Annotated in this window: 19 protein-coding genes, 1 pseudogene and 1 other annotated feature; of the genes and pseudogenes, 10 read left to right on the plus strand and 10 right to left on the minus strand. The window is 51.5% G+C overall.

The genetic code is table 11. The annotated features are described in order from the left end of the window. Positions 1 to 211: 211 nt before the first annotated feature. Positions 212 to 1,705: a malate:quinone oxidoreductase gene (locus GQY55_RS16415; RefSeq protein ID WP_160042955.1), complete on the minus strand. Its 1,494-nt coding sequence runs from the start codon at positions 1,703 to 1,705 to the stop codon at positions 212 to 214. Between the two features lie 360 nt (positions 1,706 to 2,065). Between GQY55_RS16415 and GQY55_RS16420 the strand changes: the two genes are divergently transcribed. Then, positions 2,066 to 3,139: a hypothetical protein gene (locus GQY55_RS16420; RefSeq protein WP_160042956.1), complete on the plus strand. Its 1,074-nt coding sequence runs from the start codon at positions 2,066 to 2,068 to the stop codon at positions 3,137 to 3,139. 147 nt (positions 3,140 to 3,286) lie between these two features. Further along, positions 3,287 to 4,492 (plus strand): peptidase M56, encoded by a 1,206-nt coding sequence (locus tag GQY55_RS16425; protein ID WP_236575659.1) that lies wholly within the window; start codon positions 3,287 to 3,289, stop codon positions 4,490 to 4,492. Positions 4,493 to 4,779: 287 nt separating this feature from the next. Here the strand turns inward: GQY55_RS16425 and helD are convergent, their stop codons facing one another. Next, a complete protein-coding gene (helD, locus tag GQY55_RS16430; protein ID WP_160042958.1) occupies positions 4,780 to 7,197 on the minus strand; it encodes an RNA polymerase recycling motor HelD in 2,418 nt (805 codons plus the stop codon). A 398-nt stretch (positions 7,198 to 7,595) separates the two neighbouring features. Beyond that, positions 7,596 to 8,192: a uracil-DNA glycosylase gene (locus tag GQY55_RS16435; protein ID WP_160042959.1), complete on the minus strand. Its 597-nt coding sequence runs from the start codon at positions 8,190 to 8,192 to the stop codon at positions 7,596 to 7,598. A gap of 238 nt (positions 8,193 to 8,430) precedes the next feature. On the opposite strand from GQY55_RS16435, the gene GQY55_RS16440 reads away from it, so the two are divergent. Then, a complete protein-coding gene (locus tag GQY55_RS16440; protein ID WP_160042960.1) occupies positions 8,431 to 11,061 on the plus strand; it encodes a family 16 glycosylhydrolase in 2,631 nt (876 codons plus the stop codon). 90 nt (positions 11,062 to 11,151) lie between these two features. Here the strand turns inward: GQY55_RS16440 and GQY55_RS16445 are convergent, their stop codons facing one another. Continuing rightward, a complete protein-coding gene (locus GQY55_RS16445; RefSeq protein WP_160042961.1) occupies positions 11,152 to 12,291 on the minus strand; it encodes a 5-methyltetrahydropteroyltriglutamate--homocysteine S-methyltransferase in 1,140 nt (379 codons plus the stop codon). A 274-nt stretch (positions 12,292 to 12,565) separates the two neighbouring features. On the opposite strand from GQY55_RS16445, the gene GQY55_RS16450 reads away from it, so the two are divergent. After that, positions 12,566 to 13,846, plus strand: coding sequence for an MFS transporter (locus tag GQY55_RS16450; RefSeq protein ID WP_160042962.1), 1,281 nt, complete (start codon positions 12,566 to 12,568; stop codon positions 13,844 to 13,846). A 276-nt stretch (positions 13,847 to 14,122) separates the two neighbouring features. Here the strand turns inward: GQY55_RS16450 and GQY55_RS16455 are convergent, their stop codons facing one another. Both GQY55_RS16455 and GQY55_RS16460 read right to left on the minus strand, forming a co-directional pair. Then, on the minus strand, positions 14,123 to 15,043 hold the full coding sequence (locus GQY55_RS16455) for an alpha/beta hydrolase family protein (RefSeq protein WP_160042963.1): 921 nt from the start codon (positions 15,041 to 15,043) through the stop codon (positions 14,123 to 14,125). Between the two features lie 228 nt (positions 15,044 to 15,271). After that, a pseudogene (locus GQY55_RS16460) lies at positions 15,272 to 15,832 on the minus strand (SDR family NAD(P)-dependent oxidoreductase); the annotation flags it as partial. Positions 15,833 to 16,081: 249 nt separating this feature from the next. Here GQY55_RS16460 and GQY55_RS16465 point away from each other — a divergent pair. Further along, positions 16,082 to 16,543, plus strand: a complete 462-nt coding sequence (locus GQY55_RS16465) for a MarR family winged helix-turn-helix transcriptional regulator (RefSeq protein ID WP_160042964.1) — start codon at positions 16,082 to 16,084, stop codon at positions 16,541 to 16,543. A gap of 261 nt (positions 16,544 to 16,804) precedes the next feature. Further along, positions 16,805 to 16,981 carry a hypothetical protein gene (locus tag GQY55_RS31960; RefSeq protein ID WP_328803743.1) on the plus strand — a complete coding sequence of 59 codons (177 nt, stop codon included), beginning with the start codon at positions 16,805 to 16,807 and terminating at the stop codon, positions 16,979 to 16,981. Positions 16,982 to 17,203: 222 nt separating this feature from the next. Here GQY55_RS31960 and leuA read toward each other — a convergent pair whose 3' ends face one another. Together leuA and GQY55_RS16480 are read right to left on the minus strand one after the other, a co-directional pair. Next, entirely contained in the window at positions 17,204 to 18,874 is a 1,671-nt protein-coding gene (gene leuA, locus GQY55_RS16475) for a 2-isopropylmalate synthase (protein ID WP_160042965.1), read from the minus strand. Between the two features lie 78 nt (positions 18,875 to 18,952). Further along, positions 18,953 to 19,217, minus strand: a binding site (T-box leader). Positions 19,218 to 19,353: 136 nt separating this feature from the next. Next, entirely contained in the window at positions 19,354 to 19,899 is a 546-nt protein-coding gene (locus tag GQY55_RS16480) for a helix-turn-helix domain-containing protein (protein WP_160042966.1), read from the minus strand. 336 nt (positions 19,900 to 20,235) lie between these two features. On the opposite strand from GQY55_RS16480, the gene GQY55_RS16485 reads away from it, so the two are divergent. The 4 genes from GQY55_RS16485 (at position 20,236) to GQY55_RS16500 (ending at position 23,626) form a co-directional block, all read left to right on the plus strand. After that, entirely contained in the window at positions 20,236 to 21,132 is an 897-nt protein-coding gene (locus tag GQY55_RS16485; protein ID WP_160042967.1) for an MBL fold metallo-hydrolase, read from the plus strand. Positions 21,133 to 21,208: 76 nt separating this feature from the next. Next, on the plus strand, positions 21,209 to 22,171 hold the full coding sequence (locus GQY55_RS16490) for an alpha/beta hydrolase (protein ID WP_236575660.1): 963 nt from the start codon (positions 21,209 to 21,211) through the stop codon (positions 22,169 to 22,171). Positions 22,172 to 22,289: 118 nt separating this feature from the next. Next, complete coding sequence (locus GQY55_RS16495) at positions 22,290 to 22,670, plus strand: RidA family protein (protein ID WP_160042969.1); 381 nt, start codon at positions 22,290 to 22,292, stop codon at positions 22,668 to 22,670. A gap of 56 nt (positions 22,671 to 22,726) precedes the next feature. Further along, on the plus strand, positions 22,727 to 23,626 hold the full coding sequence (locus GQY55_RS16500) for a DMT family transporter (RefSeq protein WP_328803744.1): 900 nt from the start codon (positions 22,727 to 22,729) through the stop codon (positions 23,624 to 23,626). A 141-nt stretch (positions 23,627 to 23,767) separates the two neighbouring features. Here GQY55_RS16500 and GQY55_RS16505 read toward each other — a convergent pair whose 3' ends face one another. Both GQY55_RS16505 and GQY55_RS16510 read right to left on the minus strand, forming a co-directional pair. Next, positions 23,768 to 24,445, minus strand: coding sequence for an ABC transporter ATP-binding protein (locus tag GQY55_RS16505; RefSeq protein ID WP_160042971.1), 678 nt, complete (start codon positions 24,443 to 24,445; stop codon positions 23,768 to 23,770). Then, positions 24,442 to 25,569: an ABC transporter permease gene (locus tag GQY55_RS16510; protein ID WP_160042972.1), complete on the minus strand. Its 1,128-nt coding sequence runs from the start codon at positions 25,567 to 25,569 to the stop codon at positions 24,442 to 24,444. The genes GQY55_RS16505 and GQY55_RS16510 overlap by 4 nt, the downstream gene beginning before the upstream one ends. Between the last annotated feature and the right edge of the window lie 22 nt (positions 25,570 to 25,591).

Genomic DNA, 25,591 nt, shown 5'->3' on the forward strand with positions numbered 1-25,591 from the left:
TATTTTTGTGGCATGTATAACGCTGCTGCCTTATCGCTTTTTTGATGTCCACTTCTTCCCTTTATTATACAGTCTTCGGCGGAATGCGGTGCGAGGATCCTTTTTTCTTTCCGGCGCCTGCAAAAAATTGCAGGCAAAACAAAACGGCCTTTCATTCCCTAAAGTCCAGGATAAAGGCCGGTTAAGTTCCTTTTATTTTGTTATTGCATTGCTACATAACGGATTTCAGTTTCTTTAGGCCAAGCGTCCGCGCCGTCGAAGTCCGAATCTCATGGATAAGCTCCGGATGCTCCACCAGCTGCAAGCCAAAAGAAGGAATCATCTCTTTTATTTTCGGTTCCCACGCTTTTAAATGTTGCGGGAAGCATTTTTCGATGACCTCAAGCATGACGGAAACGGCGGTCGAAGCACCCGGCGAGGCTCCGAGCAATGCGGCGATCGACCCGTCGGCGGCACTCACCACTTCCGTACCAAATTGAAGCGTTCCTTTGCCGGCAGGCGTATCTTTAATGACCTGCACGCGCTGGCCGGCGACCAGCATATCCCAATCTTCGCTTTTGGCGTTCGGGATAAATTCCCGCAGCTCTTCCATGCGTTTTTCTTTCGATAACATCAATTGCTGGATCAGGTATTTCGTCAACCCAAGGTTTTTTGCGCCTGCGGCCAGCATCGTCAACAGATTATTCGGCTTTACAGAGCCTATCAAATCAAACATGGACCCGGTTTTTAGGAACTTCGGCGAGAAGCCGGCAAACGGTCCAAAAAGCAGCGATTTTTTATTGTCGATAAATCTCGTGTCCAGATGCGGCACAGACATCGGAGGCGCGCCGACCTTCGCTTTGCCGTATACCTTGGCATGATGCTGCGCCACAACCTTCGGATTGTTGCACACCATGAATAGGCCGCTGATCGGGAATCCTCCGATATGCTTTCCTTCCGGAATGCCGGATTTTTGCAGCAAAGGAAGGCTTCCCCCGCCGCCTCCGATAAAGACGAACTTGGCCTTATGGCGTTCGACTGTACCGCTGGCATTCTTTATTTTCAATTCCCACGCGCCGTCGCCGGTGCGTTTAATATCATCAACGCTATGTTTGTAATGGATATCGACGTTTTTGGTTTTTAAGTGTTCGAACAGCATGCGCGTTAAAGCGCCAAAGTTGACGTCCGTTCCGGAGTCCATTTTGGTCGCTGCGATCGGTTCGTTGGATGTCCGGTCCTTCATAATGAGCGGAATCCATTCCATCAGTTTTTTCGGATCATCGGAAAATTCCATCCCTTGGAACAGAGGGTTTTTGGACATCGTTTCAAAACGTTTTTTCAAAAAGGCTACATCTTTTTCACCTTGTACTAAACTCATGTGAGGCAATGGCATGATAAAATCCTGCGGATTGCGAATCAGATTGCTGTTTACAAGATAAGACCAAAACTGCATGGAAACTTGAAAATGCTCGTTAACGACGATTGCTTTGCTAATATCTATGGATCCGTCCGGTTTTTCGGCCGTGTAGTTCAGTTCGCACAGTGCAGCATGCCCCGTCCCCGCGTTATTCCATTCGTTAGAGCTTTCCTCTCCTGCGCTGGCCAGCTTTTCAAACACTGTAATTTTCCAGTCCGGTGCTAATTCTTTCAGCAAAGTCCCCAATGTCGCACTCATGATTCCGGCACCAATTAAAATAACGTCTGTTTCGGTTTGTCTGTTACTCATCTTTACCGCCCTTACACGCTAGTATTTGAAGAAAAGATGTAGGCGCTCTCACAGAAATCAGAGTACGAATCGGCACACATCTTTTCAGGATGAATGATAACCTGATCTTAGTATATCACTATTTTATGGACTATTAAATGATTGTTATATGCCATTTACAAGCCGATTACACGGATGAAGCTGAAAATGGGCGGTAAAACCTTGAGAAAACATCAAAAACCGAAGCTTTACCCCGGCAGGCGGAGAAAGGGGTTGGTTTTGAATAAGGACGGAACGGGGAGGAACCCTCAGCCGTATGTCGAATAGAAGAAGATCCGGCAATTGTCCGGCCAGCACCTATAAGAACCGGGGATATCGCTGATGAACCTTCAATTTCTATATCACGAATACTTAAACGTAAAATTCAACAGAGGATTGCCGTCCGTTCAAACGGCCCCCTTCGCGTACTGCCGCTGCGAAGACGACAGGGCGGAATTGGTTTTCGCCGATCATAAACATGAGTCTTTTGCGGAGTGGATGTACGAGTTGCAGCCGAGAGACCCCAATTATGCCCTGAACCCGGACTGGAGGCCCGTGCTCTCGGATTCCTTTTCACAACTGGATGTATATGACGAACTGATCTTATATTATCTGTTGTTTACCATCAACGCGACGACATCCATTGCCCAACTCAATCCGTATAACGCAATGAACGATTTTATGAAGAACTATTGCTTTTTTCAGCTAACGCAAGTGTCGGATGCCGCCCGGTTGAAGGATGAACAGAAACAACAATTAAGGGATTTTTTCTTCTTTTTTTACCTTTACGCGCACCCGGTGAATGAGGAGACCCTATACGCTTTTTCCTTTCGCGGGCAAGATTTGGTTCATACGAAAACCGATATCAATGTAGAGCGCTATTTTTCCGCATACCACGATTACTACATCGCGAACTTCGACAAGTACAGGGGTCAAATAGGCATATTCCCGCATGAAATACAGGCCTGTAAAAATCTCACTATGGAGCTGTTGAAGGCCATAGAGGGTAAATCGGCCAAGTTGTCCATGCCGACGGAAGAAGGTCTGGGGGACGTGCTGCGACTGGTCAATGACGTTGATGTTTTGATGCAAATTTACTCCGAAAATAAAACGATATTATTTGGCATCATGAAGGACTTTCTCTCCGCCAATCGCCCGACTCCATATCAGGATCATTGCTTCAGCACCTTGCTGCAAAATTACGTTTGTTACATCCTATATTTTAAGTTCGACGAAATGAATGATCTGGTGGACTTTTTCAAAGATACTCCGGCTTTATGCAAAGCGATCATCAACAAGATCTTTGCCGATACCATCTTTCTTCAGAAAATCATGAGGCAAAGCGGCATCAATATTACCGAGTATAAGAACGTGGTCGAGTTTTTTGGAGAAGAAGCCAAAAGGATTTATCTGTAACCTGAATAAGCTTGGGAGCGTTATTTTACCGTGGGGAGTAAAAATGAATCGAAAAGGAGGGTTACCACCATCCCTAAATTCAGAAAGGCCAAATATTGGATACCAGCCGCCGCATTCCTCCTGATACTGGCGCTCTGCGCCGCGTGGTTGTCAAAAGGAACGGGAACGGGGAAAAGCACCGGCCCAGGTAAGGATGCCATGGATACCAAAGCGGTTTCCAAGACCGAAAACGCCTCGTTTAAGATAAAAAGATTAAATGACGACTTGTTTAAATGGTTCCACAGCCTCGATCGGGCGAGCAATTTTGCCGGGTTTGATTTTAAAGTTCCGGATTACCTCCCCAAAGGTTACCAACTTGAGAATATCGATTTGAGCAAGTCCTTTTCGAATGCCGACAGGACGGATCTGCTTGATGTCGTCTCCATCCGATTCGTGTCCCAATTCGGTAGCAAAAACGAACAAATCGTCGAAATGCTGGCGGTCAAAGGGAAAGGCAGTATGCTGGAGCACGGTTCGCTGTGGGGAGCCCCGCGCATCCGACAAGCAACAACGACACCTCCTTTCCTTCAAGAGGACGTTGCGATCGGCCACGTCAAAGGCATGTTATTCTCGAAGACGCAGGGCTCCGAGCGCAAGCCGGGAGGAGCCAGGAGTTTCGTATGGCAGGATGGCGGCGTCACGTATGCAATCAATTACTATGCCGAAAACGACGCCTCGAAAGAAAGAATCCAGCGCCGTGGCGGGATCCTCACGCATGAAGAACTGGCGCAAGTCGTGCTATCCTTCGTATTCCCGCAGCAAACCCGGCATGTTCGTTACGATGGCGAGGGAAATTCATTTCCTCTGTATGACGAAACGGATTTGAACGCAGCGAAAAATATCCTAGGCGTTCCGTTGAAGTTCCCGACCGATTTGCCGGATACGCAGTTTACGTTGAGCAATTCGATTTTGTTGCGGACGAACGATCAAAACACCGGGTACGCGTTCAGGCAATCGGCGGATGCGCTGTGGAACATTTATCGTCCACCGTACAATTCCACCATTTACGATCTGAACGACGAACTTTGGTTTTACCAGAGCAAGACGCCCCTTTTGGACACGGACAAGCTTGCATACCTTCGTAAGCTGCAAATCAATGGCGTTGAAATTTCGGCTTACGCCGACAACAAACACGTCTACTTTAAGCCCTACTATTCCGAACCGTCGAAAATAAAAAGCCGAACCCTCTATTTGTGGAAGCAAGACGGTGTCTGTTATTCCGCAGTGTTTCTTGGTCTTGACCAACACCAGGAAAAAAACCTGAAGGCTTTGGTGCTGGCTCCTTACCGCCAAACCAATGCCTTACCGGGATGATTCACAACCGCCGTGCATTTTGTCCGAGCTAACCGTTCGTTCGATTGACCGTTCATATGTCCAATCCGTCACATTCAAATGCACCCCGTTCGTAGTACAGGATTTACGGATTACGGGTCCATTTGAACCGTACGAAAACAACCTTTGCCGACCGTCAAGTCAGCAAAGGTTGTTTCTTGTTCCTTGTCACATCAATACGTCATTTTCGGCATATATGCAATCAACGTTGTCGCTCCCGCACGGGTCATACACCGAATTGAACGTTGGTGCCCGCCACACCCACGCTCTTATTGCTCCACCTCATACAAGGACGGATCCGCCCCTTGAATGAACGGCGTCCACTCTCCTTCTGCAAAAAGCAGAAGCCGGTGCATGGCACGCGTGCATGCCGTATAAAACAGCTTGCGCTCACTTTCCCGATGATACGTCTGCGAAGAGGCGTCGTAGATAAGAACGGCATCGAATTCAACGCCCTTGGCGAGATAGACGGGGAGAATCAGCGTCCCCTTCTCGAAGTTGGGCGTATTCTTCGTCACAAGCTTCAGCCCGTGGCACCCCTGCGACGTCAAAAGATCAAAAGCTTCCTTGCTTTCGGCTGCCGTCTTCGTAACGATCCCGATGGAGGTAAAGCCCTCCTCTTGAAGAACTGCAAGGTGCTCGGCAATCCGCTTCACCCGCTTCTCCCCGCTCTCTACCTTAGAGAGGAGCGGTTTCCTGCCGCTTCGTTCAAACGGCACGATTTCCCCTGCGTTCGGCAGCACAGGTTTCGTGAATTCCACGATTTCCTTGGTTGACCGGTAACTGCGAACCAGGCGAAAGAGGGTCGTTTCGGATTCGCCATAAAGCCCGATGAGCGGCGAATCCTCGCCGTGCAGCTCCGTCGACTGGGCAAAAATGGCCTGACCGAAATCGCCGAGCACCGTCATGCGGGCACGGGGAAACAACCTTTTAAGGAATTCATATTGAAACATCGAATAATCCTGGCCCTCGTCGACGAATACATGCCGGATTTCGGTGTTTGTGCGGACGCCTTCGATAAGCTCTTTCAAATACAGGTACGGCGTCGCATCCTCATAGAACAGCTCATGCCGTTCAAGCTTATCCCTGGTCTGCCCGCAAATTTCCGTCCAAAGTGAAGGGATTTCGGCTGCATCCGTCATCGTTTTAAATGCATCATCATTTTCGAACAGTTGAAGGTACAACCCTACCATATCAATAAACAACATCCGCTTCACGCTTCGCTTGAGCGGTTTAAATTGCTCTTTTACGATCATCCGCCGCAGCAGTTGTTCCTCCCGATCGGCGTAGTCGAAGTCGCCTTCATCCGGCCTGCGCTCGCCTTGCAGTCTTTCACGGACTTCTTCATATTGCTCGGCGAAGTCAAAAACGCCTCTCTCTTTGTGCAGTTGTTGATATGCTTCGGCGTATTGATCTTTGTCGAGGTAATCAAGCTCCTCCTGCACCCAAAGCGCCTCCCGCTCCTTGCTCTCCAGCGAAGCCAGCTCGCGCAGCAGCCATTCCTGCAGCATTGCAATGCGGTTGGTCATGCGGATGGAAGGGTCATAGCCGTAAAACTTGGATTTCATTTGCTTCGCGGTGATCAGATCGCGGTCCCGAAAGCGAATGCTTGTGAACAGCATGCCCTCCCGCTCCAACCAATGGGCATAATGTTGAAGGGCATGAAGGAAGTCGACGGATGCCTTGTATTGGATCCCTTTTAACCGGGCCTCGTACCCTTGCGCCGATTGTTCCGTAAGCAAATATTCCATTTGATCGAAAGGATCTTCCAGGCGAAACGTTCTGCCAAACCAGTAGTCAAGGTATTCCTGGAACGTCGTCTGCTGCATGTTTTCTTCGCCGAGCTCGGGGAGAACGGTCGAAACATAGCTGTTAAACATCGGATTCGGCGAAAACAGAACGATTTGATCGGCTTTGAGCCGCTCGCGGTGTTTATACAGCAGGTACGCTACCCGCTGCAGCGCCGCCGAGGTCTTCCCGCTTCCGGCCGCCCCCTGCACGATGAGCATCCGGCTTTTGTCCTCGCGGATAATGGCGTTTTGCTCCTTTTGGATCGTCGCGACGATGCTTTTCATCTGATTGTCCGCGCCCTTGCCGAGCACCTGTTGCAGCAGTTCGTCGCCGATCGTCAGGCTCGTGTCGAACACGTTCTGCAATTTGCCCTCGCGAATCTGATACTGCCGTTTCAGCTTCATCTTGCCGGAGACGTGTCCAACCGGCGTATCGTACCCGGCTTCTCCCGGGGAATAATCGTAATACATGCTCGCAACCGGCGTACGCCAGTCATAAATCAGAAAACTCATGCCGTCCGAATCGACGAAGGAGGACACGCCAATATAGATTTGCTCGGTAAAACTCAAGCCATCTTCATGGAAGTCGATGCGTCCAAAATAAGGTGACGGCAGCAGCCGTTTCATGTTTTTCCATTGCTGCACGCGCAGCCGGTGGCTCCGCTCCCGCTCGGACAACAAAGCTTCCTGCTGCCGGATACTATAGAAGGTCTCTTCAAAGTCTTCGTCCGTGCTTGTGTTGACGGTGACCTCCTCCCAAAACTGTTTGCGGATGTCCGTCACCTGACCATGCAGCCCGACCACTTCCGGCTCCAGTTCGGCAATTCTCGCTTGCAGCTTTTCCGTAACCGCATCCAGCCGCTCCTGCTCCTGCTTCCAATCCTCCGCGTTGATCATCTTCCGCCACACTCCTTCATTCGAATTTGGTGAAAAAAGAATGTTTGACAAATCCCAATGTCCTGTGATAAGATTAAAGTGTAAATAAGATGGGATATCTATGGTGATTTTAAAGACATTGACAGTTCTTTAATCATATCATAGTGTCTTTTTGCGCGCAACTTTATTTAGTTATAAGATAACCCCGGCAGAATCTGCCGGGGTTTTTTTGCGGTTTAAAATCCAAGACTGCTTGGAGCTCGGCTCCAAGCGCTTGCATCATAAACGAGTGTCGTGGCTTGATTCGAACTCCTGTTGAATTTGAATACGCGATGCAAGAGCCCTATAAGACAAGCTGAGTGTGTTCCCGATGATTTTCGGAGGGTTTTGGGCCAAAACACGGAGGGAATCGGGAATGGCTATTCCCGCGCTGTTTTTTCCTCCCACTTCTCCTTCAAAGCTTTCAAATCCTCGACGAAAAACCTTAGTAAATTGGGCCTCCTTCTTACTGCCAACGGATGATAGGTGAATCCGATCGGCATACCCCCGAACTTGTGCCAGTTCCCTCTCAACTCTTTGACGGTGGCATTCTCCTGCTGCGGGAACAATGCTGCCGCAACGGCATTCCCAAAGCCGAACAATACCGATGGCTGCTTTTGAAGGAGCTGCAATTGCAGATGGGAAAGGCATGCCGCTCGGGTCGCGGGTTTATTGTAAGCACGGATTGGGCGGCGTTTGAGCAAATAAGTGACATAAACCGCGTGGGTATCCATCCCCGCTTCCCTCATCCCGAGTTGGAGAGTTTCCCGCGTGCCGCACAAGAACGGATTTCCTTCCCGGTCCTCCCGGGCTCCCGGATTATCAAGGATCAACATCAGCGAGCTTTCCGGATTGCCTTCCCCCCAGATGATGCGATTCCGCTGTTTGAATAGTTCGCAACGTTCACAATGTTGAGTACTTTCTGGAGCTTGCTCTTCAGGCAAGATGACACAGGGATGACCCATTTCCGTCGTCATGCATATCCCTTCCTTTCTATTGCACGACATGATTCCATTATGCCCAGTTATCGAAGTAGGCTGTCCGTTGATTTTCTTGAGAAGCCGGCAAGACCCGAAAAAACGTACCCTCAACCCAAAAAATGATGCCTGTTCTTCCGAATGCGGTATTCGATAGAATGAAGATGGCTCCATCTGTAAGCGTTTTCTTACCCACTCAACCAGCTGGAGCTCCAATATTTTTTAAGGGGGGGTATTTATGAAGCGATCTTACGCTACGGAAAGGCTGTTTAGGAAAAAGGCAGTGAGTCTGTTCCTTGGGATCTTGATGCTGGCCGGCGTCGGCCTATGGCCAACTTCGCAGGTTCAAGCTGCCGGGACGGCCGGAACCACCATTACCTCGATGTCTTATTTTTCGGCATCAGACGGACCCGTCATCACAAAATCGGGGGTTGGCCAGGCCAGCTACGGTTTTGTCATGCCCGTATTCAACGGGGGCTCCGCCACCTGGAATGATGTGGCCCAAGACTTGGGCGTCAAGGTGAAAGTAAACGGCAACTGGGTCGATATCGACAGCGTCGGCAGCTTTGTTTATAACCAGAACTGGGGGCACTGGAACGACGGCGGCTTTACCGGCTATTGGTTTACCCTCTCCGCGACGACCAATATTCAGCTGTACTCCAAAGCGAATGGGGTTACTCTGGACTACACCCTCGTTTTTGAAAACATCAACAAAACTACCATTACGGCGATGACCCCGACGCAAGGGCCGCAAATTACGGCGGGTTTTACGGGCGGTGCCGGGTTTACCTATCCGGTTTTCAACAATGACCCGTCCATTACCTATGAAGCTGTCGCGGATGATTTGAAAGTGTTAGTGAAGCCTGTAAACAGCAGCGAATGGGTCGACATCGACAACAATGCAGCCAGCGGTTGGATCTATGATCAGAACTTCGGCCAATTCACCGACGGAGGCGGCGGTTATTGGTTTACCGTCAAGGAATCGATCAACGTCAAACTCGAATCCAAAACCTCTTCGGCTAACGTCGTGTATACGATCACCTTTCCCGGTTCCGCGAGAAATTCATTCGTCCTTACGCCTTATGAAGGAACAACCTTTACCGCGGATGCAAACGGGGCCATCGGCATCCCGCTGCCTAAAATCGACGGAGGGGCGCCAATCGGCACCGAGCTTGACAAATTCGTATATCAGATCAACATCAACGGGCAATGGGTGGATTTGGACAATTCGAGTCAGAGCCGATTTGTATATTCAGCGAACGGCTACAATCATATGTCCGATGCCAATCAGTGGGGATATTGGGCCGACTATATCTATGGCCTATGGTTCCAGCCGATTCAAGAGGACATGCAGATCCGAATCGGCTATCCACTAAATGGACAGGCAGGTGGAAACGTGGGCAACAATTTCGTCAATTACACCTTGATCGGCAATCCGGATGCTCCCCGCCCGGACGTCACCGGTCAGGAGGATATTCCGATCGGAACGCCAAGCGATCCGGCCATCGAAGGCATGAATCTTGTCTGGCAGGATGAATTTAACGGGACCTCGCTTGATCGAAGCAAGTGGAACTATGAAACGGGTTATTATCTCAATGACGATCCCAACACCTGGGGCTGGGGCAATTCGGAGCTTCAGCATTACACCGACAGCGCGCAAAATGTTTTTGTGCAGGACGGGAAATTAAATATCAGAGCCTTAAACGAGCCGAAATCCTTCCCGCAGGATCCGAATCGGTATGCCCAATACTCTTCCGGGAAAATAAACACCAAAGACCGTTTTTCCCTCAAGTACGGCCGGGTGGACTTCCGTGCCAAGCTGCCGACAGGCAGCGGCATCTGGCCTGCGCTCTGGATGCTTCCGCAAGATAATGCGTATGGGACATGGGCATCCTCCGGTGAAATCGATGTGATGGAAGCAAGAGGACGCTTGCCAGGCGCGACGAGCGGCGCCATCCACTTCGGCGGGCAATGGCCGGCGAACCGGCATCTTTCCGGCGAATATCATTTCCCTGAAGGTCAAACCTTTGCCAATGACTATCATGTCTATTCCGTGGTCTGGGAAGAGGACAACATAAAATGGTACGTGGACGGCAAGTTCTTCTTTAAAACGACCCGGGATCAATGGTATTCCGCGGCAGCGCCGAACAATCCGAACGCACCTTTCGATCAGCCGTTTTACCTTATTATGAACTTGGCGATCGGCGGGGCCTTTGACGGCGGCCACACCCCGGATCCGTCCGATATCCCTGCAACGATGCAGGTGGACTATGTACGGGTATACAAAGCAGGCCAGGGCGGGCAGAATCCCGGAAACGTGCCGGTGACCGGCGTCACGGTGAACCCGGCTTCGGCACAGGTAGAAGTCGGACAGAAGGTACAGTTAACCGCCGCTGTGACGCCATCGAACGCAACGAACAAGCAGGTCAACTGGTCCGCAGCCAATAACGGCATCGCTTCCGTGAGTCAGAACGGCCTCGTGACCGGACTCGCTCCGGGCACGACAACCGTTACGGCGACAACCGCCGACGGCAATAAAAAATCCAGCGCCACAATTACCGTTGTGCCCGCGCCGTCCACCGTCATCGTCATCGGCGATGAGGTGAAGGGCCTGAAAAAAATCGGCGACGACCTGCTGTTCTATGTCAATGGCGCAACCTTTGCCGATTTGCACTACAAGGTCAACAACGGCGTGCAGCTGAACGTCGCCATGACCCCAACGGGGAACGGCAACTATACCTATCCCGTCCAAAACCTGAAGCATGGGGATAAGGTCGAGTACTTCTTTACGTACAACCCGGGGCAAGGGGCGCTGGATACCCCTTGGCAAACGTACGTTCATGGGGTAACTCAAGGGACGGTAGAGTAACTCCCCCATAACATGCTCGGAATGCACCTTTAGCCGTACGGATGATCCTCCGTACGGCTATATCGGTTTATTCCGCTTACGACATATGGATTATTTCCAGATCTCTTCGGCAATTTCTTTAATAAAAGCAAGCTTGCGCCACTGCTGCTCCTCGGTCAAGTGGTTGCCTTCTTCCGTGGAGGCGAAGCCGCATTGCGGGCTCAGGCAAATCCGGTTCAGATCGACGTATTGCGTCGCTTCCTCGATCCGTTTCAGAATATCCTCCTTGCTTTCAAGCTCGCCGAATTTGGAAGAGAACAGGCCCAGCACAACCTGCTGATTGTCCTTCAGGAAGCGAAGCGGCTTGAAATCCCCTGCCCGTTCGGTATCGAACTCCAGATAGTAGCCGGAATAGTTGTCGATGCCGAGGAGCGTTTGCGCGATCGGCTCGTAACCTCCCCCTACTCCGGCATAAGTGGAAACATAATTGCCGCGGCAGACATGCGTCGTTACGATGAGGTCTTCCGGCAAACCCGATACCACTTCCTCGTTCAATTTGGCAAATTCGTTCGCATATTCCGCTACGTCCACGCCAGCCCGCTTCATGAATGCCATAAACTGTTCGTCGCAAAGCGCCCCCCACGTGCAATCGTCGAATTGAATGCTGCGGCAGCCGGCTTCATAGAAGGCAAGAACCGCCGCTTTGTACGCTTTGGCAATATCCGAAACAAGCTCTTCCCGATTCGGGTAGACGGCCTTCGTGCTTTCCTGATTTTCTGCCCGGTCCAGCTCGAACAGGAACTGCGCGGCTGCAGGAATGGATTGACGCGCAACGACGTCCTCGCCTGCAACCCCTTTTAAAAAAACATAGTGCGAAACAAACGGGTGACTGCTGTAACCGATTTTACCGGTCAGGCGGGCGGTTTCGGGTCTGGATTCCGCGCCGTTAAATCGATAGCCTTGGTCAATAAAGGTCCGTTCTACGCCGTCAAAACCCCAGAAAAAGTCCAAGTGCCACCAGGAGCGGCGGAACTCGCCGTCAGTTACGGCTTGAAGACCAACCTCTTTTTGTTTCTGTACAAGCTTAACGATTTCGGCGTTCTCCACTTCATTCAACTGCTCGGCGGTCAGTTCGCCGTTTTGAAATTTTAGTCTAGCCTCTTTCAACGCCTGAGGGCGCAGGAAGCTGCCAACGATATCATATCGAAACGGAGTAACGGTTCTCTTTTTAGGTTCGGTTTGTATGCTCATCGATTAATCTCCTCGGAAAATAATAATAAGATCAATATAGCACACGGGATTGGTTATACCGTTCTACCAAAAGGTTATAGCTTGTTATAGCTAATAGCTATAACAAATGTTTGGACTCCTGCAATGCGGGATCGACAAGTCAAAGCAACCCTCGATGCTTGTCAGAAGAAAGCCCCGTTACCACTTTATTGTCAAAACCTTCATGTTGCCGTATCCTTAATCTTGTTGTAAGCATTTTCCTTCATGTACATAGAAATGGAGACTAAAAAACGCAATGAAATCATCGATCCTAACCCGTCCTTTCTATTTCCTGTGGACCACCCAGACTGCGGCGAATGCTGCGGATGTGCTCTATATCATGGCGCTTACCGTATTGGTATTAACCCGGACCGAATCGCTGGTGTCGGCGGCGTTTATGCCGCTGATGCGCAGCGGGGCACAAATGGTGAGCGGCCTGATCGCGCCGCTGCTGATGAACCGCTTTAAACTTCCGGCTCTGCTGCTTCTTTCGCAGACGGGCCAGTTTCTCCTGTTCATATGCTTGGCCGTATACCTGCAGCTTCAAGGAAGCGATGCTCTGCTTGTTCTTGTGTTTGCGCTGGTTTTTGCCATGTCTTTCCTCGATGGATGGACGGTTCCCGCCCGCAACGCGCTGGTTCCCCGGCTGGTCGCCCATGAACAGGGCCTGCTCAAAGCAAACAGTCTGATTAGCGTCAGCGATCAGGTGGTCATGTTTGCCGGTTGGGGGCTGAGCGGCGTGATCGTCGCCTTGCTGGGGCCAAGTCACACGCTGCTGCTGACAGCCGTCATCTACGGGTTGGCGGCCGCTTTTACGCTGGGCGTCAAGGAGCCGGCGGAGGCCCAGTCCGGGCCGCAGTCGACCGATGTCTTGCCTGGAGGCAATGGAGCGGCAGCTTCCACTACCAAATGGCACACCTTGACCGAGGGCTGGAAAATGATCTGGAAGGTACCTCGACTGCGGCTGCTGACCTTTATGGATATCATCGACATGCTGGGCGGTTCGGTATGGGTCGGCGCCTTTACGCTGGCCTTCGTTCAAGTGGCGCTCGGCAAGGGCGAAGAATGGTGGGGCTTCATTAATGCGGCCTATTTTGCGGGTTCGGTTGGCGGCGGACTGCTGGTTCTGGCCATGGCACGCGCCATCGGCAGCAATTTCCTGGCCGCCATGCTGATCGGCATGGCGGGTTATGGCGTCCTGACGGCCATTTATGCGCTCAACACCCAACCCTTTATCGCACTCATCCTCGTGCTGCTGATGGGCCCGTTCGCCGAGCTCTCGATGATCAATCGGCGCACGTTGATTCAGCGCAGCGTGGACAATGACATGCTGCCCAAAGTGATGTCCGTCCAAGCCTCCCTGCTGAATCTGGTGTTCTGCATTTCGCTGCTGGTCATGGCGGCCCTTGCCGAATGGCTCGGTATCGTGAACCTCTACTTGTTAGCGGCAGTCCTAACTTTGCTGGCGCTGGGAGTCGGCTTGATCGGCCGCCGGGCCTTCCGCAGCACTAACGAAATCGGCACCAAAGGCGATTGAATTTCCCAAATGCTCCGAAGCAAGGTTATTTCCGTTTCGATGGAAAAAGCCGAAGTTTTCAGGCGCTGTTACAACGTCAAGGCCATCCTGTGAGGGATGGCCTTTTTAAGATCGCTTTGTTCAACTGGCAATGAAGGACAGTCGTGTATTTATTATGCTTTTTCATGATGGATAAACCCCGTCACCCTGCGCACCCGGCACCGATTGTCGAATTGGCACTCTCGCGGCCAGGCGACTGGTACCGACATGGCTGTCAGGTCATACGCCGTCAAGCCCTTATTTGGACTCGATGCGCCCCAGCGGGTTGCCGCTCTCTTCCAGAGCAGCGCGGGCTGCCGCCCAGCTTGAATCGTCGATGCCGAGCGCGCTGCGCAGATAGGCCCATGTGACCTTCTGGAGCAGGGCGACCCGTTCGGGGTTCTCGTCCGTCGTCTCCGTGACGTTGTATCCGGGAATTCCGCCCAGCGAGTGCTCTCCCCCGAAAAGGGTGAGCAGGCTCTTGCTGCCCGGGCTCAGGAAGTACGGGTCGGCGAACCAGTCCGGCCCCCGGGTGGATAGCCGGGACTGATCCTGGTCCCCCGCAACCACGAGGGTCGGCGTGTTCATGTCCGCGAAGCTCGGGTTCATGAAAGGGAAGTGCTCGGCCGCGAACGGGCTTAAATCGGCGTCACCCTTACCGGTCGTGGCAAGCAGGACGCCGGCCTTAATCCGCGGGTCGGACATATCCTCTCCCGGCTTGCCGTCGGCATCAAGTACACGGGCGCCGAGCAGCGTGCTCACCGTCTGGCCTCCCCAGGAGTGTCCGGCTGCGGCGATGCGGCTTCGATCCAGGCGCCCGCTGAGGCCGGGCACGGAAGCTTCAATCCGATCAAGCTGGTCGAGGATGCGCTTCAGGTCATCGACCCGAATGCGCCAGATCAGCGGTGTTCGGGAATCTTCGGGAGGAAGATTCAGCGTTCTCGAGTCGAGGTGGGTGGGTTGAATGACCACGAAGCCGTGTGCGGCCCAGAAGTCCACCAACGGGGCGTAGCCGTCCATCGACGAGCCAAAGCCGTGCGAGAAAACGATAATGGGCAGGTCGTGCCCCGTTGCGGGCGCAGACACCCGCACTTGCAGATCCTCACCCCGTTCCGGGGCGGGCAGCACTACCGGTTTTACCGAGATGATTGGAGTAGGTGTATTAACGTTGATTTCCATAATTAAAGTTCCTTTCGTTGAGAGAATTGGGTTTGGATCAATCACTAGAGGCTGCATTACCATGGGAGCGGGCCGTCCTCGTTCGAAAACGTGCCTGTCGGACCGTTCTGATCGAATGAGCGCCAGGCGCACGGGTTCGCGTGCCCCCTGTTCGACGTTGCGCGTGCCCGCGAAGTTGTTGACGTCCGTCCCGGTAAAGCCCGGGCAGGCTGCGTTGACCTCGATGCCCGTCGACTCGAGTTCAATGGCGAAAGCAAGCGTCACGGCGTTAAGGGCGGTCTTCGACGGGCTGTACACGGCACCGAACATCGGGCGATGCGGATTGGCCGGGTCGGCGTTGAGCCTCAACGATCCCGCTTCGCTGGATACGTTGACAATGCGTGCCGCCGGCGCCTTACGCAGGAGCGGCAGCATCGCTTGGGTGACAGCGAGGACGCCAAACACGTCCGTCTCAAACACCGTGCGTACCTCGTCAAGAGAAGCGACGCTTGGCCGGCACGATTCCGCTATTTCCTCAAGCGGCCGGCCCGGATTACCTGCATGCGAGATGCCCGCATTGTTCACGAGCACGTCGAGACGGCCGAGCTCAAGGCGGATACGCTCTGCCGCAGCGTCGATGGAGGCTTGATTTGTGACGTCGAGCTGGAGGGCGCGCGCGTCCGCTCCGACGCTTTTCGCAGCCTCCTCCCCATTCTTAAGGCTGCGCGACCCAACGAGTACGATGAAGCCATGTGCCGCGAGTTCTTTGGCAATTTGAAGACTGATTCCTTTGTTGGCCCCGGTAACCAGGGCGACGGGTTTATCCTACACCTGAAAAATCTCCTTTCGTGCATTGAAGTGCGCTATTTGTAAATGCTCCAGGTTGATGCGCCAACTTCGTATCCAAAATGGATCATCGAGTTGATACGTCAACCCAAAGGATAAAAAACTTGGTTGCGCCTCAACCCGTCATGTGTGATCACACCTTGGTTGACACATCAACTAGGGATCCACTATAACATGTTGTGGTTGACGCGTCAACCATGATATGATGTTTCTATGGATAAGAACGAGCTAAATGAAGAAGAAATGCGAATTTGGCATATGTGGAAAGGCTCCTTCCAGACCATCTTCGGCCGCGTAATCAAAGAAATATCCGAGCAGACCGGACTATCGGAAGGTGATTATGGCGTATTGGACCGGTTAGACTTGCTTGGGGACGGCAGCCTTCGCCAACAGGAATTAGCCGACTCGATGGACTGGGATAAGAGCCGATTGTCGCATCATTTGACGCGGATGGAGAAACGTGGACTCGTGAGGAGGAAGCCGCTGAACACGGATCGTGGCGTTCAAGTCATCATCACTCCCGCCGGGAAATCGGCGTTGGATGATGCCCGTCCCATTGCCTCCAAAGCAATACGCAAGCATTTCTTTGATCAATTAACCGAACAAGACAAGGAGTCGATTACCAGGCTGGCGGAGAAGACAAGGTCTTCGTCTTGTAAAGCCCCGCCGCCTTGACCGCATTCATGAAGCAGATATGCACATCGACCGACTAGGAACCGGCCTCTTCCGCCAAAAACGCGGAGGGGGCCTTTGCTTTCCGCAAGCAAAAGTCCCCCTCTTATTCCCGTACTCGGACCCCAACGACATTGGGAAAAGGAGAGTCTCATCCGCTCCAATCGGAACCCGGAGAACGGATATAGGACCTTCACGTCGGGGGAATTAAAAAAGATTATCGTGCTGAGCAGCTTAAGGAAAACCGTCTATTTTATTGAAAATATGAGACAGCTTCTTACGGCTTTAGAGACCTCCGATTTCGCTGCGATTGAACGCTCCTTCAAGATGGCGCTGCAGCAGCTGAATGAGCAATTAAAAAATCAAATGAACGGCATATCCGAAATGATGAAATATATTGAGCTTCAGTCCACCCTATCTGTCGAAGCGCCAAAATTGTAATGCTAACATACAGCACCAGAAGACGCTTAGTTCTATCTTCTACGTTTGAGATCCGGCTCTTATTTTCCGTTATTTATGATACGGTTCATTGTAACTGGGCTAATGGCGAAAAACAAAAGAAGCTGCCTGCGTGGGCAGCTCCTTCGTTATTCGTCAGGTGTGAGGAGATCCCCCATCTTCTCCAAGCGGGAAACGAGGACCTTTAGCCTCCCTCAAAAGCGATCAGTTCGTGGCATTGCGGCTAAACCGATTCACGGCGCTAAACAGCGCTTTTACCGATGAGGTCATAATGTCGGCGTCGATGCCGCAGCCCCAATATACGCTGCCGTCGGAAGTCTTGATGCCGATATAAGAGACGGCTTGCGATTTGGAACCTGTTTCCAGGGCATGCTCCGTATAGACCAAATCGGAATAATTCAGCCCAAGATCGGTTTGCAGCGCATTGCTGATCGCATCAAGTCTTCCGTTGCCGGTGCCTTCGATTTCCTTGACTTCATTGCCGGTGCGGATCGTGACGATGGTGCGAAAATCTTCGTTGTCTGTAAAGCGATATTTGACAAACTCGACAGGCGTTTTGATATTCACGTATTCTTTCATGAAAATATCGTATATTTCATCGGGCATCAGTTCCTTTTGCTGCTGATCCGATACGTTTTTCACGAAGTATCCGAAGTTTTCGCGCATTTTCGCCGGGAGGTCGAGTCCGTATTTCATTTGCAGCACGTATCCGATTCCGCCTTTGCCGGACTGGCTGTTAATGCGGATAATATCGCCTTCGTACTCCCTGCCGATGTCCTTGGGATCAATCAGGAGATAAGGGACCGACCAATGCTCGGGTTCCTTTTCCTCGCGCCATTTCATGCCTTTGGCGATGGCATCCTGATGCGAACCGGAGAACGCGGTAAATACGAGCTCGCCTCCGTAAGGATGTCTTTCGCTTACTCTCATTTTGGTCAGCCGTTCATACACGGAGGCAATCGCAGGAATGTTTTCGAAATTCAGCTTCGGATCCACCCCGTGCGAGTACATGTTCAAGGCCAGCGTGACGATGTCCACGTTCCCCGTCCGTTCTCCGTTGCCGAACAACGTCCCTTCGACGCGCTGGGCTCCGGCCAGCATCCCCAGTTCGGCGTCAGCCACGCCCGTTCCTCTGTCGTTATGCGGATGGACGGATAAAATCACGTGCTCCCGGTAGTTCAGGTGCTCGCTCATATACTCGATTTGGCTGGCGTAGACGTGAGGCATCGACATGGATACCGTTGCAGGAAGATTGATGATGACCGGATTCTCCGCCGTCGGATGCCAAACGTCCAGAACGCGATTACAGATGTCCAGCGCAAAATCGATCTCCGTCCCGGTAAAGCTCTCCGGCGAATACTGGAACTGAAAGTTCCCTTCCGTCTCCGATGCGCATTCTTTCAGCAGCTTGGCGCCGCTCACGGCAATGTCGATAATCTCTTCCCTGGATTTGCGGAATACCTGCTCCCGCTGCGCCACGGAGGTTGAGTTGTACAGATGGACAACGGCTTTTTTCGCGCCTTTCAGCGATTCGAACGTTTTGCGGATGATGTGCTCCCTTGATTGGGTAAGCACTTGGATCGTGACGTCATCCGGAATCAAATCCTGCTCGATCAATGTGCGCAAAAAGGCAAACTCTGTTTCCGACGCCGCGGGAAATCCGACTTCGATCTCCTTGAACCCGATATCCACGAGCATCTTGAAGTATTCCAGCTTCTCCTCCAAATTCATCGGAACGATCAACGCCTGATTGCCGTCGCGAAGGTCAACGCTGCACCAAATCGGCGCCTCCGTAATATATTCCTTTTGGGCCCACTTCAAGCTGGTCTCCGCCGGCATAAAATATCCTCTGGCGTATTTGTTTACATTTTTCATGGATATCCTTCCCTTCATCGATTTCCTGCGTTGACCTGCCAAAGATCGAACGCACAAAAAAAGCCTTCCATCTCCACCAACAGAGACGAAAGACTTTGACATCTTACGCGGTACCACTCCGAATTCATGCCGTCGTCGGCATGCACTCTACGGATACGGGATTATAAAAAACGGACAACCCTGCATCCTCCTGATGATAACGGTCAGGCTCCGGCTCCGCCTACTTTACGGGTTCAGCGAGCAACTCCAAGGCGAGTTCCGATCTTCTCCGCGTCTGTTTCGCACCGTCCAACAGCTCTCTGTTCGCTTCAAAAACCGTACTATTCCTTTTCAACGTAGTTTAATTATTAGGGTTAATGTTATATAACCAACGCGATGGTGTCAAGTGGAATCTAAAACGTATTTTTCTTCAGTTCACGCTTTTTTATTTGGCGAATGAGCTATAGGTTCATACAGGATTTATTTTTGATTTCGTTCCGTCAAAATGTAGGCGGAGTGGAAACTGCTATGAGTAGCGTTTCACCGTCCCAGATATTCTTATAACTATGGGGGGTTCTGGCATCATAATAGATGCTGTCCCCTTCTTCGAGCGTATAACGTTCATTGCCAAGCACAAACTCCAAACGCCCGGAGTGAACGAATAGAAACTCCTCGCCTTCGCTATGGCCGACGCTGACGTCACCGTAAGATGCTCCTTCTTCCAGTACTCCCCAGATCGGTCCCATTTTGTTGCTGCTTCCTTGGCTGAGCGCGTACCAGGTAATGCGGGAACCCTCGGAATGCACCAAAGGTTTGCGCTCGTTTTTTCTAACGACAATGCTTCGCTTCTCCTCGCCGAACAAATCCGTAAAATTCACGTTTAATGCGTTCGCTATGCGCTTAAGCACACTGATGGAGGGATTCGCCTTATCCCGTTCAATTTCACTAAGAAAAGACAAGGATACAGATGCCGCTTCGGCTACCCTCTTGAGCGTTAATTTCTGTTTTTTTCGCGTGCTTCGAATGGTTTCACCGATCGAGTTCATTTGTAAGTCTCCTAAATTACGGAAGTAATTTCGCTGATAGCGAAATTCATAATTTTATAATAGGGGTAAACACGAGCAATATCAAGCCCTTTTACCAGGACGGAATTACGGTGTAAAAACGTTGATTTGTTAGTTTTATTGGGCTACTATTTTATTAGCGTTGACGAACGAATTTTACCCGGGTATGGCAGATCGTTCATTCTCAACAGAATAATTTTCATTTACAGCGAAATTTTTGATGGTTACGTGGCACGAATCACATGATGGCACCGGAAAGCCGTTCCTTGTTATTCGGATTCATAGAAACATGTCAGAAGGACGAAAGGGGCATAAAGAATGACTAATAAAATTCCCAAGGTCTATCAAGTAGGTGACGTTACCGTTACACGTGTCACGGAGATGATGCTTGACGGCGTCCCACCGGAAGTGTATTTTGCGGGATCGTGGGACCCCAAGTTTCTGGAGGAACATCGGGACTCTCTTCCGGCCGGCCTGATCGATGGCAATTCTCAGCTTATCGTTAGCATTGGAACATGGGTAGTGAAAACCCCGAAGCATACGATCCTTATCGATACGGCTACAGGAAATGATAAAAACCTGCCTTTAAATCCGGATCTCGCCAATCTTGATCTCCCTTATCTCGAGCGGTTGAAAGAGGCGGGAGTTACACCGGAGGAAGTCGATTACGTTCTGCTGACGCATCTGCACGTAGACCATGTCGGTTGGAATACGAAGCTCGTTGACGGAAAATGGGTACCGACGTTCCCAAATGCCAAATACGTATTTCCCCTGGCGGAACAACAATATTATTCGAGCGAGGCCAGCCACAACAAGGCAAACGAAGCCAACTTTAACGTTTACGAAGAAAGCGTATTGCCTGTTGTTGAAGCCGGCTTAACGCAAACGATTAGCCCTGATGGCGGGGAATTTCTTGATATTTTTACATTCATACCGACGCCCGGCCACAGTATCGGCCAAATGTCCATCCGTCTTAAAACCGGCGGAGAGGAAGCTTTATTTGGCGCCGATGTGATGCACCATCCGTTCCAAGTTTATAACCCCGAATGGAATTCCATGTACTGCGAATTTACCGACAAAGCCCGTGTTTCACGGCTCCAGGTATTGGAGAACATCGCGGATCGCCCAGTCATTTATTTCAGCACGCATTTTCCGGAAAGCGCGGCGGGGTACGTGACTCGAAGCGGGGACGGATACAAGTGGGAATTTATTTAATACGACCTGATACAAACACAATACGAAAGGCGTTGAGCTTATGACAACCCATGATTTTCTTAAGGATGTAAATATCGTGACCGAAGACCTTCGTATCCCTAGCGATACGCCCGGAATCGAACTTTATGTGCGTAATAAACGGCCAGCTTCCATGAATACCTTCTCCAACGAAAAAACGATCGTGATGGTTCATGGCGCTACCTATCCCATTGGCAGTCTGTACGATGTGGAGCTGGACGGCTTCACTTTTCTGGACTACCTTGCCAGCCATGGCTATGACGTGTACGCCGTGGACGTTCGCGGCTACGGCGGCTCGACAAGACCGCCCGAGATGGAGCAGCCTGCCGACCTTAATCCACCGCTTGTCCGTACGGAAACAGGGGTCCGGGATTTTGGCACAGCCGTGGACTATGTTCTGAAACACCGGAATTTAACGAAGGTTAATGTTCTGGGCATGTCTTGGGGAGGAACGGTTGCGGGGGCTTATACCAGCCAAAACAACGATAAGGTAACCAAGCTTACGCTTGTCGCTCCGCAATGGCTGAGCTCCAAACCGGTTCCGATCGATACCGGAGGTCCGCTTGGTTCGTATCGCCTTGTTGCTGTTGGCAGCACGAAGGAACGCTGGCTGAGCGCTGCGCCGGAACCTAAACGCGGAGATTTGATTCCGGAGGGCTGGTTTGAACAATGGGTCAAAGCCACCCTTGCTTCCGATCCAGGAAGCCTAACCGATCATCCTGAGCATATTCGGGCGACCAACGGCCCTATCCTGGATATCCGCGAATACTGGACGGCTGGCAAAGCTTTCTATGATCCCAAGGAAATCACCGTTCCCGTCCTTCTTGTTCATGCCGAGTGGGATATTGATGTACCCCTTGAGTTAGCCCAAAATTTCTTCACTTCCCTGACAGGAGCTGCCTATCGCCGCTGGGTCGAAATCGGAGAAGGGACGCACATGGTTTTGCTGGAGAAAAACAGACTTCAGGCTTTTCAAGCCATCCGCGGTTTCTTGGATGAAGCGTACGCACCTGCGAAATAAAGATGCCGCTGCAAGAGCGGATTTAATGATATCGCTCGCCTAATTAGAGAGGCCCGCGGGATTGTTGCCCCGGGCCTTTTATTACGAATTTATAAAAGACAGAGAGGAATTTCATACGATGAGCCATACCGCCATAACAACAACAAAAGCACCGTCAGCAATCGGCCCTTATTCGCAAGCCATCGCTTTGGGAAATACCGTCTACACTTCGGGCATGCTGCCAATTGATGCCGAAGGAAATCTGAAGGAAGGCATCATTGACCAAACCCATCAAGCATTAAAGAACCTGCAGGCCGTCTTGGCTGAAGCCGGATTTTCCTTAGAAGATGTTGTAAAAACATCCGTTTTCATGACGGATTTAGGGCAATTTCAACAGATGAATGAAGTGTACAGCCAATATTTCAGCGATCATCACCCTGCCCGAACAACCGTAGAAGTGGCTAAACTTCCAAGAGGCGCCAAGATTGAAATAGAGCTTATCGCAGTCAAACGCATTTAAACCCGTCCCGTCATCTCTATTTCTTTGAAAGAAGGCGCATCTGCTTGCGATCTTATTTGCTTCTCTTATTTTGTGCGACCCTTTACGGGAGCAATTTCGTCTTAGGCTCGTTGCTGCTACAAGCATTTCCCGCCTTGCACCTGTCGGCATACCGGCTTATGGTTTCATCGGTGTTCCTGCTTATTTATTTGGCTGCAACCCGTCGCTTAACGAAGATTACGTTACGTGACTCCGTTTATTTGGTGCCTTTCGTCCTGATCGGGATGCTGCTGCATCAAGTTTCTTTCTTTACGGGGCTTCGGACAACGGACGCAACGACGGCTTCGCTCATCTTGTCGTTGGCTCCGATTTTTACAGCGCTGTTTGCCCGCTTATTTTTGAAAGAACCATTTACGATCCGCATGGCCGCAGGCTCGATTGTCGCCTTCGCCGGTGTCTTCTTCGTCGTTGGACATGGCGGAAGCTTGAGAATTGCCATCACTCCAGGCATCTCGATCATGTTTGTCTGTATGCTGGCGTTATCAGGATCCATTATCCTGATGAGAAAGCTGACGGAACGTATGGACGCGTTGGTCGCAACCGTGTATACGACGGTGCTGGGCTGCATTTCGGTATACCCGGTAGCGGTGTGGAGCGAGCCTCACGTACAGGCCCAGCCCCGCTTCTGGTGGTGGGTTCTCTTGATCGGATCGGCGCTGCTTATTCAGGGCTTATGCGCGGTCATCTGGAATGGACAGATTCGAAAAGTAGGCGCGGCTAAAGCATCGCTGTTTCTGAATTTACAGCCGTTTGTCGCCATGGTTTTAGGTTATATCACCCTTGGGACCCCGATTTCCTTAACGCAAGTGGCAGGATCCTTTCTCATCATTTGCGGGGTAGTTCTAGCCACATTACAGGGGAAGAGAACAAGGAAATCGCATGATGATAAATTAGAGCTATCCCCTGCGGAGAGATAATGGTCTGTAATAAGCGACGGATAGACCGAGGATGCGCCGGCTAACTCGGATATTTTTTTCTTTAAAAATGAAGCTGACTGTATGGAGATCGTACGGCAAGTTCAGGGCCATCCTGCGGGATGGCCCTTTCTTTGAGGTTTATTATTTTTCAATCAGACAACCGTTCTCCAAATAAAAAACACGATCACACAGCGGCAGAACCCGTTCGTCATGCGTAACCATAATTGCGCTTTTGCCCCGTTCTTTTGCCTCACCGGCAATCATTCGTACAACGTCCATTCCCCTTGAGGCATCTAGGCTCGCCGTCGGCTCATCCGCCATCAGCACGGCCGGGTCGTTCATGAGCGCTCTTGCGATCGCGACGCGCTGACGCTCGCCGCCCGACAACTTGTCGGGATAAGCATTTCTGCGGTGGTTCAAGCCCAGCGTATGAAGCAGCTCCCGGATACGCTCATTCGCCTTCGCTTTGTTCATGTCCCCCAACTTTGCGACCAGCATCAACTGTTCTTCCACCTTCAAGTAGGGAATCAGGTTGGCATTTTGGAAAATAAATCCGATCTTGTTCAGCCGCATGTCGGACAACGCCTGCTTCTCTTTACCGGTTATCGATTCTCCGTCCAGCAAAACCGTACCGCTCGTAGGCTCCAGGAGCGCGCCTGCGATCGACAGGAACGTGCTCTTACCGGATCCGGAAGGCCCCATGACAGCGACAAATTCCCCTTCCGATACTTGCAAGTTTAGATGATCGAGCACCGTTCTTTGCGTGCCCCCATCCTCGTAGGTATGCGTAATATTGTCCAGGATCAGTCTATGTCTCATGCTGCACTCCTCCCAATCGCATCCAGCGCGTCTATTTTGGTTACTTTCCAGACGGAAAGCAATGATCCGGCGAGCGACATGGCGATAAAGGCGCCGCTAGTATACGCCAGCGTAGAGGGTTGAAGCTGGAACGGCATTCCGCCGGGCAAGACGGCTTCAATCGCTTGGACAAGAAGCATACTGACAATAAGGCTCCCTGCCGATAAGAGCAACACTTGCAGGGTGACGCTTCGCACAAGGTACGCCGTCCGTGTGCCAATCGCCTTCAAAATACCAAATTGGCTGCTCTTCTGGATGGTGATGACATAGAAAAACACCGCTAGGACAAATGAAGAAATGATAAACAAGAATATGATCATCATCCACAGCGAGCCCTGCTCCTCCTTGTAGCCAGGGATGGCCGAAACGGCATCCGATTTTGTAACGATCTCCGAATCCGGGAGGGCTGAAACAAGCTGCTCCGCTTGGTGCTTATCCGCCTTTACGGCAATCGCACTGTAGGTCTTTTCGTCTCCGGATCCTCCTGTTCCCGGTCGAGCCATGGTTGCCAACTGAAGCTGCCGCCAGTCGTGTTCATTCAGAAATACCGCCGGCGAATGGCTGAACGATTCATCGCTGACAAAGCCGCTAACGGTCCATTTCAAGCCCGAAGCCTGATCGACCAAAACCGTTCCGAGGCCAACCCCCGAATCCTTCAGCTTGCGATCCACAAGTACTTGTCCGGTTCCGTTTGATGTGATAGCCGAACCTTCGGTCACCTTGGGCATCAACCAGCCCTCCGGCCTAATTCCGAGAAGCGTCACGTCCAGCTTGCCGGCGGTTCCCTCCGCCGTCATGGTGGTCATCTTGACGCCAAGCGGCTGCACGTTCTGCTGTCCTGCGATTGAACCTGCTTGCACCAATACTTGTCCGCTGAGTTGCGAACGGGTGAAGCGGTGATTCGAATCCTTCTCCATAATAAAATGCGTAGCGTCCATATTTTGAATCGACGCCGCGTTATCATAGGCGAGCCCGCGCGCAAGCCCTGTAACGAACAGAACCAGGAAGGCGACGAGCAGCATAATAATCGCAATGAGCGAATAGCGGACTTTGGCGAACCTCATTTCCCGAATGGCCAAATACATTGTGCTTCCCTCCTCTTAGATG

Source organism: Paenibacillus sp. USDA918EY (assembly GCF_009870825.1).
Lineage (GTDB): Bacteria > Bacillota > Bacilli > Paenibacillales > Paenibacillaceae > Paenibacillus_AQ > Paenibacillus_AQ albilobatus.